A 9,323-nucleotide genomic window follows, 5' to 3' on the forward strand; every position below is an offset into this window, starting at 1 on the left:
GCTCAACGTCATGCCTCAACCTCTACTCGTGCGCTGCAGACCTGGCTGAGATGTGCGTTTACGTCTGCACCAGACTGCGTCGTCGGGTCCATTCCGGCAAATTCAATTTTGCAGGCCAGACTCAATAGCTACCGGGCGGCGGCTGCCAACCCGGCGGAGGAGGCGGTGGCGGCACCGTGCGCACGGCGCCGCGCACCGGCACCTTGTCGCCCGCCGCGTACATGCATTGCAGATACGAATAGTCGTAACGCTGCTGCACGTTGTAACCCGACGTCTGCGCCACGCCGACGCCGAACGCGCTGCCGGTCAACAGGCCCGCGCCCGCGCCGATGGCCGCGCCCGAACCGCCGCCGAACGCCGCGCCCGCCGCCGCGCCGAGCGCGGTGCCCACCACGGCGCTGCCGACCGCGCTGGTCGTCGCCGCCTGATTGGCGTCCACGCCGCCGACCTGCTGCAGCGCGAACTGGCGGCACGAACCATCGTCGGCGCGGAATTGATCGAATGTCTTGCCCGAGCCGGGCAGCGCCATCACGCTGGGACCGGTGGGCATCACGGTACAGGCCGACAGGCCGATCGCCGCGAGCAGCAGGGCGAACCTCGAGTAGTTCATGGATCGATGCGAAGTGGCAGAGTTATCGGAATGCTTCATCGATCGTGCTCAGTTCGATGGCGGCGGCGTGGCCGGCACTTCGCGCCAGCCGCTCTGGCATTGCTTGACGTACGGGTAATAGGCCTTTGCCGATTCGCAGTAATACCAGGTGCCGGGCGCATTGCCGGGCGCGGCGGAATCGGTTGCGGGCTGGCCGCGTTCGACGTAGGTCGTCGGCGCTGCGGGCGCGACCATGACGGGCGGCGGCGGATAGTAGTAATACGGCACGACCGGGGCGGCGTACGGGTAATACACCGGCCCGCCGACCCACACGCCGACGCGCGCCCACGCATACGCGTTGCCCGCGACGCCCGCCATGCATAGCAGCGAGAACGCGATAAAAGCCTTCAGGCGATTCACGACCTTCTCCAGAAAAAGTCCGCCGCGGCCATCGAATGTCGTTTTGCAGGTGAGGCGCGGCGCATCATTGAACGCTATGCCACTTGCGTTGGAAATTCAATTACAACGCCGGACGCATTTTTTTCTGGCGGTTACGAGGTAATAAAACATCGCGGTTTTTAAGCGCGCACTACGGTGACGCCGTCCCTTTCCAGCGGTTCGGTGAGCTTCGCATCCGTCGATGCCTCGACGATCACCGTCTGCGCCAGTTCGATCCCGCCGATCCGATACGCCGACGCCGCATTGAGCTTCGCCGCCGACGCCAGCACGACGGTTTCGGCGGCGCGCGCGGCGAGGGCGCGCTTGACGTGCGCTTCCTCGAAATCGCCGGTGGACAGTCCGGCCGCCGGATGCACGCCGGTGACGCCCATGAAGTAGACGTCCGCGTTGATATGCGACATCGCTTCGACGGCGGCCGCGCCGACCGTGACGATGGAATGCTTGAACAGCTTGCCGCCGATCAGCACGACATCGAGCGTCGGATGGTCGGCGAGCGCCACGGCCACGCTCGGACTATGCGTGACGATGGTTGCCGCGAGATCGGCGGGCAACTGCTCGACCAGCAGCGCCGACGTGGTCCCGCCGTCGACGATCGCCACCTGACCCGGCGCGATCATCGCGGCGGCGCATCGCGCGATACGGCGTTTCGCGTCCGACTCCATCTCCTGTCTGCGCGCGAACGATGCCACCGCCGGCGATGCCGGCAGCGCGCCGCCGTGCACGCGCTGCAAGTGCCCGGCGGCGGCCAGTTCGCGCAGATCGCGCCGCACCGTGTCTTCCGATACGCCGAAACGCGCGCTCAGGTCGTTTGCGAGCACCTGACCGTCGCTGGCGAGCGCGTCGAGAATCGCTTTCTTGCGTTGGCTCGTCAACATTGTTTTGCACGAATTTGCTTGAGTTTGCACGAAACCGCACGTTACCATGCAACCATCGAATTGTCGATCCAGCGAAGGAGACCACCGTGTCAGCAACTCAAGAACGCGTTCGCATACTGGATACCGTCGTGCTGTCGGACGACTGGTACGTGCTCAGAAAAGTCATCTTCGATTTTCAAAGGCGCGATGGCGCGTGGCAGCGTCAGAGCCGCGAAACCTACGATCGCGGCAACGGCGCGACCATCCTGCTGCACAAACCCGACAACCGACACCGTGCTGCTGACGCGGCAGTTCCGCATGCCCGCGTTCGTCAACGGGCACGACGGCATGCTGATCGAAGCGCAGGGCGGTCTGCTCGACAACGCGTTGCCGGAAGATCGCGTGCGCACGGAAGTGGAGGAGGAGACGGGGTATCGCGTGCATCGCATCGAGAAGATTTTCGAGGCGTTCATGAGCCCGGGCTCGGTCACCGAAAAACTGTACTTCTACCTCGGCGAATACGATGGCTCGATGCGCGTGCACGAAGGCGGCGGCGTCGTGGAAGAGGGCGAGGAAATCGAGACGCTGGAAGTGCCGCTGGCCACCGCGCTGCAGATGATCGAGCGCGGCGAAATCATGGACGGCAAGACCATCATGCTGTTGCAGCATGTCGCGCTCAGGCGCATGCAGGCGCGCTCAGGCCAATAACGACACCGCCTTGACCTGCGCCCACACCTGCATGCCGATGGCGATCTCCAGCCGGTCGAGCGAATAGCGCGTGACGCGCACGAGCAGCGGCGAACCGTCGACATCGAGCCGCACGACGACCTGCGCGGGATTCGAGTCGTCGGCGATTTCGACGACTTTCGCGGGCAGCACGTTCAGCACGCTGCTGAATTCGTGTTCGTAGATGCCGGTCATCAGGCTCACGTCGCGCGCCTTGATCGTCACGCGCAGCGTCTTGCCGATGTAGATCGGCGCGTGCACGAAACGCAGCGCGGCGCGTCCGCCCGGCAGCAACAGCGACAGCAGACCGTAGCGCTCGTCGTGTTCCGTGACGACGCCTTCCATCACGATCGATGCATCGTCGAAGAACGCCAGCGGCAGATCGAGCCGCGCGAGCGTGTCGCCGATCGGGCCGCTCGCCAGCGCGCGGCCGCCTTCGAGCAGCACGAGATGATCCGCGAGACGTGCGACTTCTTCCGGCGCGTGACTCACGTAGAGCATCGGAATGTCGAGCTCGTCGTGCAGGCGTTCGAGGTATGGGAGGATTTCGAGCTTGCGTTTCTGATCGAGCGATGCGAGCGGTTCATCGAGCAGCAACAGACGCGGGCTCGTCAGCAGCGCCCGCGCGATACCCACGCGCTGCCGCTCGCCGCCCGACAATCCGGCCGGCATGCGCTCCAGCAGATGCCCGATGCCGAGCAGTTCCGCCGCCTGCGCGAGATCGACGCGCCGTTCGGCGGCCGCCACGCGATCCAGCCCGAAACGCAGATTCTTCTGCACGCTCAAGTGCGGAAACAGGCTCGCTTCCTGAAAGACATAACCGAGCGGACGTTTGTGCGTCGGCAGAAAAATCTTGCGTTCGGTATCGAGCCACACTTCGCCGTTGACGACGAGTTTGCCCTGCGTCGGCCGCGCGAGTCCGGCGAGACAGCGCAACAGCGTGGTCTTGCCAGAGCCGGAATGGCCGAAGATCGCGGTGACGCCGCGTCCGGGCAGCAGCAGATCGAGATCAAGCGTGAAGCCGCCCTGTTCGACCAGAAAGCGCGCTTCGATGGCTTCGCTCGCGCGGTCGCGCGCGGCATCGAGCGTGATGGATGACGAGGTGAGGTCAGACATGAAGCGCGGTCGAGCGCCGGCTCGAATAGAGCAGCAAAAGAATGACGAACGAGAATATCACCATGCCGCCCGCGAGCCAGTGCGCCTGCGCGTATTCGAGCGCTTCGACGTGATCGAAAATCTGCACGGAAACCACGCGCGTGCGGCCCGGAATATTGCCGCCGATCATCAGCACGACGCCGAATTCGCCGACCGTATGCGCGAAGCCGAGAATCATCGCGGTGATGATGCCCGGCCGTGCGAGCGGCAGCGCGATGGTAAAAAACGTGTCCCACGGCGATGCGCGCAAGGTCGCCGCCGCTTCGAGCGGACGCCGTCCGATGGCTTCGAACGCGTTCTGCAGCGGTTGCACGACGAAGGGCATCGAATAGATGACGGAGCCGATCACGAGCCCCGCGAACGTGAACGGCAACAAGCCGATGCCGAGCGATTGCGTGAACTTGCCGACCGGACCGTTCGGTCCCATCAGAATCAGCAGATAGAAGCCGATGACGGTCGGCGGCAGCACCAAAGGCAGCGCCACCACCGCGCCGACGACGCCCTTCGCGCGCGAGCGCGTGTGCGTCAACCACCACGCGATCGGCGTGCCGATGACGAGCAGCAGCGCCGTCGTCAGCGACGCCAGTTCCAGCGTCAGCGTGATGGCCTGAAGGTCGGCGCTGTCGATCGGCATGGTGCGGATATCAGAGCTGGTAGCCGAACGACTTGATGATTTCCGCCGCCTTCGGACCCTTCAGATAATCCTCGAACTGCTTGGCGACCGGATTGTCCTTGCCCTTGTTCAGGATCACGACGTCCTGCTTGATCGGATCATGCAGATCCGCCGGCACGAGCCACGCCGAACCGCTCGTGATCTTGCCGTTCTTGTAGATCTGCGACAGCGCGACGAAGCCGAGTTCCGCGTTGCCGGTCGCGACGAACTGCTGCGTCTGCGAGATGTTCTGACCTTCGACGACCTTCGGCTTGATGGCATCGGTCAGGCCGAGCTTGTCGAGCGTCTGATAACCGGCGAGGCCGTAAGGCGCTGCCTTCGGATTGGCGATCGCGATATGCGTGAACTGGTTCTTCTTGAGCACTTCGCCCTTGTCGTCGACATAGCCGTCTTTCGCCGACCACAGCGCGAGCGCGCCCGTCGCGTAGGTGAAGCGGCTGCCCGCGACCGTCATGCCTTCTTTTTCGAGCTTGGCGGGCGTGGTGTCGTCGGCGGCGAGGAAGACTTCGAACGGCGCGCCGTTCTTGATCTGCGCGTAGAACTGGCCGGTCGCGCCGAAAGAGGCGAGCACCTTGTTGCCGGTGTCCTTCTCGAAATCGGCGGCGATGGCCTGCACGGGCGCGGTGAAATTCGCGGCGACGGCCACCTGCACTTCACCGGCGAAAGCCGAGGTCGCGGCAAAGCCGATGGCGACGCTGATCAAAGCGCGCAGAAAACGAGTCTTCACGTAAAGCTCCTTGAGTTGATGTTCTATGGATCGGGCTTATGCAATGCGGACGAGCGGCGCGCCGGGGCGTGCGGAGGGCGCGGCGAACCCCGTAATATATACGACTATACGGCGCTCGCGCATGTTCGCTTCGTGACATGATGGTTATGTCCGCGCGCCTCTTTCCGGCTTGCCGCATTTGTGTGAGTCGCGCTCATGACATTCGAGTTGACCGCTCATGCCTTTGTAACGGACACTTCTTTCGAAACGCGCTTGATCGAACCCGACCGACTGAGCGACGCTCATTTTCATGCGAATGCGCGTCGCGGCAAGCAGGAGACGAAACCATGACCGACGCATTGAATCTGCAACGCCTGAAGCTGGCAGTTTCCGGACACGTCGCACGCGTGACGCTCGATCGCGCCGACGTGCGCAACGCCTTCGACGACAAGACCATCGTCGAACTCACCGCCGCCTTCCGCGCGCTCGACGACGACCCCAACGTGCGCGCCATCGTGCTCGCGGCGAATGGCCCGGCGTTCTGCGCGGGCGCGGACCTCAACTACATGAAGCGCATGGCCGAGTATTCGGAAGCGGAGAATCGCGCCGATGTGCTCGGTCTCGCGACCATGCTCAACACGATCTACACAAGCAGCACGCCCGTGATCGCGCGCGTGCAGGGCGATGCCTACGCCGGCGGCATGGGACTCGTCGCGGTGTGCGATATCGCGGTGGCATCGGACAATGCGCACTTTTGCCTGTCGGAGGCGCGGCTCGGGCTGATGCCCGCGACCATCGCGCCGTACGTGATCCGCGCGATGGGCGCGCGCACCGCGCATCGCTACTTCATCACGGCGGAGCGTTTCGATGCGGCGGAAGCGCTGCGGATCGGCTTCGTGCATCAGGTGACGAGCGCCGATCAGCTCGATGCGAGCGTCGATGCGATTGCCAAAGCCGTCGCATCGAACAGTCCGAACGCGGTGCGCGAATGCAAGCAACTGGTCGCGAATTTCGCGGGCCGCGATATCGACGAAACGCTGATCGCGGATACGGCCGAACGCATCGCGCGCATTCGCGCATCGGAGGAAGGGCGCGACGGCGTGCGCAGTTTCCTCGAAAAGCGCAAGCCGTCCTGGCTCGAGTGAACGCGTGATTACGCTGCATCACTGCGTCAGCGCGCGCTCGTTCCGGCCGCTGTGGGCGCTCGAGGAAGCGGGCGTGCCGTATCAACTGACGATGCTGCCGTTTCCGCCGCGCGTGCATGCGCGCGCGTATCTCGCGCTGAATCCGCTCGGCACGATTCCGGCGTTTCAGGACGAAGCGCTTTTCATGACGGAATCAGCGGCGATCTGTCAGTACATCGCGGCGCGCTATGCGCCCGGCACGCTCGACGTCGCGCCGCACGAAGCCGACTTCGGGCGCTATCTCAATTTCCTGCATTTCGGCGAAGCCACGCTGACCTTTCCGCAGACGCTGGTGCTGCGCTACACGCAGCTCGAACCGCCCGAACGCCGCCAGCCGCAGGTCGCCGAGGATTACGCGAAGTGGTTCGCGTCGCGTTTGCGCTCGCTCGCGCCGCTGCTCGAACGGCAGGATCATTTGTGCGCGGGGCGTTTCACGGCGGCGGATATTTCCGTCGGCTACGCGCTGATGCTCGCGGAGCATATCGGCCTGAGCGAACGTTTCGCGCCGCCCGTCGCGCAATACTGGACGCGTCTGCAGGCGCGCGACGGCTTTATCCGGGCGATGCGCGCACAAGACGAAGCGGCGCGCGCGCAAGGCGTGTCGCCGGTTCCGTCGCCCGACGCGCGCTGATTTCTGCTGATTGGCGCTTACCCTCCTTCATGTCCCTACCTCAGTAGGGTCGTGCGAATTGCCTTATCTCATTAAAGTTCGTCTCAAGCGCTGACGTTCACAGGCGCACCGACCAGCAAGTGGGGGTTCAACTGACGAGGATACGGCGATGCATCTCCTGTCTTGGCTTTTCGCGATGATCGTCGCGCTGCTGGCGACGAGCACCATCGTTTCGGCGCTGCCGCAATCCGCGGCCGATGAACTGAGCGCCGTCACCGCGCCGCAGTCGATCTTCGGCGCGGACATGAGCCGGATCAGCGTGAGCTTCGCATCGTGCGCATCCGACGTCGATTGACGCTCTGACGCATCGCGAGGCGCGCGCCGTAAGCGGTTTAGAAACAATACGTTGGACCGCGATTCAAGGCGATATCCACAGCCTTGTTCACGCGTTCTGTGGATAACGAGGAAGACCTGAGAGCAGCAAAGAAAGCGAAGCCGACGAGCCTCGCAGATCGATCGACGAAGCCGCAGAGCTTCGCGCGCAGCAGCAAAAAAGCAAGGGGGCGGGGCCACCCCCGGACGGGGCAGTAGCGCAAAAAAGAACCTGGGAGACCAGTCGACGCAAGATAAACGGGATCGATGAATCCCGGACAGTAACCGCGAGGCCGGTCTTTCGCAGAAGGAACTGGCCGAACGCGCCGGCATCGCGCGCACGACGCTCGCCCGCATGGAAACGCTCGCGCGCGGCGACATGAGCGCATCCGCGCTGGTGCGGCTGTTCGAGGCGGCGGGCTACGATTTGCGCGCCGTCAAGCGCGGCCACGCGCGCACGCTCGACGACGTGCTGATCGAGCAGCGCCGGGCGGGAGACGGATCGCATGAGTGATACGCGTCTGCACGTCTACGTGAAGGGCCGGCCCGTCGCGCATCTCTATCGGCAGGCCGACGACTACGCGCTGCGCTACACCGCCGATGCCATCGCCGACGACTTCGTCAGCCTGACGATGCCCGTGCGCGCGGACGCGTGGATCTGGCCGCGCGACCTGCATCCGTTCTTTCGGCAGAACCTGCCCGAAGGCTTCCTGTTTCAGGTGATCCGCGAGGAATTCGACCCGTATCTCGACGGCACGGATTTGTCGCTGCTGGCGGTGATCGGCGGCGCGGGCATCGGCCGCGTGACGGTTGCGCCCGAAGGCGGCGCGCTCGAACCGCTCGACCTGAAAAGCCTGCTGCACGAAGACATCACGACCGCGCGCTTCGCCGAACTCGTGCGCTACTACGCGCGCGCGGCGATTTCGGGCGCGGTGCCGAAGTTTCTCGCGCCCGAGGCATCGTCGCTTCAGACGCCGGTCGGCAAGCAGACGCTGCGCACCAGCCGGCACATCATCAAGGGATCGGACGAGCAGACGCCGTATCTCGGCTTCAACGAACATTACTCGATGCGCGTGCTCGCCCGGCTCGGCGTGGCGCGCGTGGCGAACACCACGATGTCCGACGATGGCCGCGTGCTCGTCGTCGATCGCTTCGATGTCGATGCGAACGGCCAACCGGTCTTCGGCGTGGAAGATGCGTGCAGCCTGCTCGGTCTGCCGCCGCACGAGAAATATCGGCCGTCGACGGAGCAGGTTCTCAACGCGACGAAGCCGTATACCGCCGGCGCGGCGCGTTGGCGGCGCGAGGCCGAGCAGCTCGGCTGGCTGCTGCTCACCAATTACGTCGTGCGCAACGCGGATTGCCACGCCAAGAATATCGCGCTGCTCTATTCGACCATCGACGATGTGGCGTACACGCCCGCTTACGACATCGTGACGACGGTGGCGTATCCGCGCTTCGCGAACAATCCGCCGGGACTGAGCATCGACGGCCGCAAGACGTGGGCGCCCGGCAAGACGCTGGAGCGCTTCTTCAACACGCGGCTCGGCATCGCGCCGAAGCGGTATCGCGAGATGGTGGACGCGCTGTGCGACTCGGCGGTATCGACGGGAAAGGAAGTGGCCGAAGCAGCGAAGAACGAGACGCGTTGGCGGTGGATCGCGCGGCAAATGCTGCACGCGTGGAACGACGGCATGGCGTCGCTGCGCAGCGCCAAACCGCAGGTCGCGCTCAAAGAGCTGACGCCGGTGATCGAGGCGGCCGGTTTCTCGGACGCGGACAAGCCCGATCAGGCGAGAGAGATCATCGGCCGCTCGGAATTGCTGGCCAAGCCGGGCAAGGGCGACTGAAAACTGATTGGAAAGGCGAATCGGCATAGGGGCGGCCAGCAAGCTGGCCGGTCCCCTGCCACACCACCCGGCGTGCGGGTCCGCACCGGGCGGTTCGGGAAGTTGAGGTTATGTGAGGCGAGGCATGCCAAGACGATCGAAGTAG

The 9,323-nt window shown here is 64.4% G+C and carries 11 protein-coding genes and 1 pseudogene; 6 read left to right on the plus strand and 6 right to left on the minus strand.

Features of this window, described 5'->3' with window-relative positions:
- Positions 1 to 121: 121 nt before the first annotated feature.
- From BVER_RS24925 to BVER_RS24935, 3 genes are all read right to left on the minus strand, one after another.
- Entirely contained in the window at positions 122 to 610 is a 489-nt protein-coding gene (locus BVER_RS24925; protein WP_050455548.1) for a YMGG-like glycine zipper-containing protein, read from the minus strand.
- A gap of 48 nt (positions 611 to 658) precedes the next feature.
- The gene (locus BVER_RS24930; RefSeq protein WP_050455549.1) at positions 659 to 1,009 is read right to left on the minus strand and encodes a hypothetical protein; all 351 of its coding nucleotides are present in this window, start codon (positions 1,007 to 1,009) and stop codon (positions 659 to 661) included.
- Positions 1,010 to 1,167: 158 nt separating this feature from the next.
- Positions 1,168 to 1,971, minus strand: coding sequence for a DeoR/GlpR family DNA-binding transcription regulator (locus tag BVER_RS24935; protein ID WP_050455550.1), 804 nt, complete (start codon positions 1,969 to 1,971; stop codon positions 1,168 to 1,170).
- A gap of 38 nt (positions 1,972 to 2,009) precedes the next feature.
- Between BVER_RS24935 and BVER_RS24940 the strand changes: the two are divergent.
- Positions 2,010 to 2,610, plus strand: a pseudogene (locus tag BVER_RS24940) (GDP-mannose pyrophosphatase).
- Here the strand turns inward: BVER_RS24940 and modC are convergent.
- The 3 genes from modC to modA are packed head-to-tail and all read right to left on the minus strand — an operon-like array spanning position 2,599 to position 5,183.
- A complete protein-coding gene (gene modC / locus BVER_RS24945; RefSeq protein ID WP_083452343.1) occupies positions 2,599 to 3,744 on the minus strand; it encodes a molybdenum ABC transporter ATP-binding protein in 1,146 nt (381 codons plus the stop codon). The pseudogene BVER_RS24940 and the gene modC overlap by 12 nt on opposite strands.
- On the minus strand, positions 3,737 to 4,417 hold the full coding sequence (gene modB / locus BVER_RS24950; protein ID WP_050455551.1) for a molybdate ABC transporter permease subunit: 681 nt from the start codon (positions 4,415 to 4,417) through the stop codon (positions 3,737 to 3,739). Before modB ends, modC begins: the two co-directional genes overlap by 8 nt.
- 10 nt (positions 4,418 to 4,427) lie before the next feature.
- On the minus strand, positions 4,428 to 5,183 hold the full coding sequence (modA, locus tag BVER_RS24955; protein ID WP_050455552.1) for a molybdate ABC transporter substrate-binding protein: 756 nt from the start codon (positions 5,181 to 5,183) through the stop codon (positions 4,428 to 4,430).
- A 326-nt stretch (positions 5,184 to 5,509) separates the two neighbouring features.
- Here modA and BVER_RS24960 point away from each other — a divergent pair, with 326 nt between their 5' ends.
- The 5 genes from BVER_RS24960 (at position 5,510) to BVER_RS24980 (ending at position 9,178) form a co-directional block, all read left to right on the plus strand.
- On the plus strand, positions 5,510 to 6,307 hold the full coding sequence (locus BVER_RS24960; RefSeq protein ID WP_050455553.1) for an enoyl-CoA hydratase/isomerase family protein: 798 nt from the start codon (positions 5,510 to 5,512) through the stop codon (positions 6,305 to 6,307).
- 4 nt (positions 6,308 to 6,311) lie between these two features.
- Positions 6,312 to 6,977: a glutathione S-transferase family protein gene (locus BVER_RS24965; RefSeq protein ID WP_050455554.1), complete on the plus strand. Its 666-nt coding sequence runs from the start codon at positions 6,312 to 6,314 to the stop codon at positions 6,975 to 6,977.
- 148 nt (positions 6,978 to 7,125) lie between these two features.
- The gene (locus BVER_RS24970) at positions 7,126 to 7,311 is read left to right on the plus strand and encodes a hypothetical protein (RefSeq protein ID WP_050455555.1); all 186 of its coding nucleotides are present in this window, start codon (positions 7,126 to 7,128) and stop codon (positions 7,309 to 7,311) included.
- 288 nt (positions 7,312 to 7,599) lie between these two features.
- A complete protein-coding gene (locus tag BVER_RS24975; RefSeq protein WP_050455556.1) occupies positions 7,600 to 7,842 on the plus strand; it encodes a helix-turn-helix domain-containing protein in 243 nt (80 codons plus the stop codon).
- On the plus strand, positions 7,835 to 9,178 hold the full coding sequence (locus BVER_RS24980; protein ID WP_050455557.1) for a type II toxin-antitoxin system HipA family toxin: 1,344 nt from the start codon (positions 7,835 to 7,837) through the stop codon (positions 9,176 to 9,178). The genes BVER_RS24975 and BVER_RS24980 overlap by 8 nt, the downstream gene beginning before the upstream one ends.
- Positions 9,179 to 9,323 lie beyond the last annotated feature (145 nt).

This window comes from Candidatus Burkholderia verschuerenii (assembly GCF_001189365.1).
Taxonomy (GTDB): domain Bacteria; phylum Pseudomonadota; class Gammaproteobacteria; order Burkholderiales; family Burkholderiaceae; genus Caballeronia; species Caballeronia verschuerenii.

Bases quoted from the DNA above. Each gene is read 5' to 3' on its own strand.
- BVER_RS24925 (WP_050455548.1), bottom strand. From the start codon at position 610: ATGAACTACTCGAGGTTCGCCCTGCTGCTCGCGGCGATCGGCCTGTCG.
- BVER_RS24935 (WP_050455550.1), bottom strand. From the start codon at position 1,971: ATGGTAACGTGCGGTTTCGTGCAAACTCAAGCAAATTCGTGCAAAACA.
- modC (WP_083452343.1), bottom strand. From the start codon at position 3,744: ATGTCTGACCTCACCTCGTCATCCATCACGCTCGATGCCGCGCGCGAC.
- modB (WP_050455551.1), bottom strand. From the start codon at position 4,417: ATGCCGATCGACAGCGCCGACCTTCAGGCCATCACGCTGACGCTGGAA.
- BVER_RS24960 (WP_050455553.1), top strand. From the start codon at position 5,510: ATGACCGACGCATTGAATCTGCAACGCCTGAAGCTGGCAGTTTCCGGA.
- BVER_RS24970 (WP_050455555.1), top strand. From the start codon at position 7,126: ATGCATCTCCTGTCTTGGCTTTTCGCGATGATCGTCGCGCTGCTGGCG.
- BVER_RS24980 (WP_050455557.1), top strand. From the start codon at position 7,835: ATGAGTGATACGCGTCTGCACGTCTACGTGAAGGGCCGGCCCGTCGCG.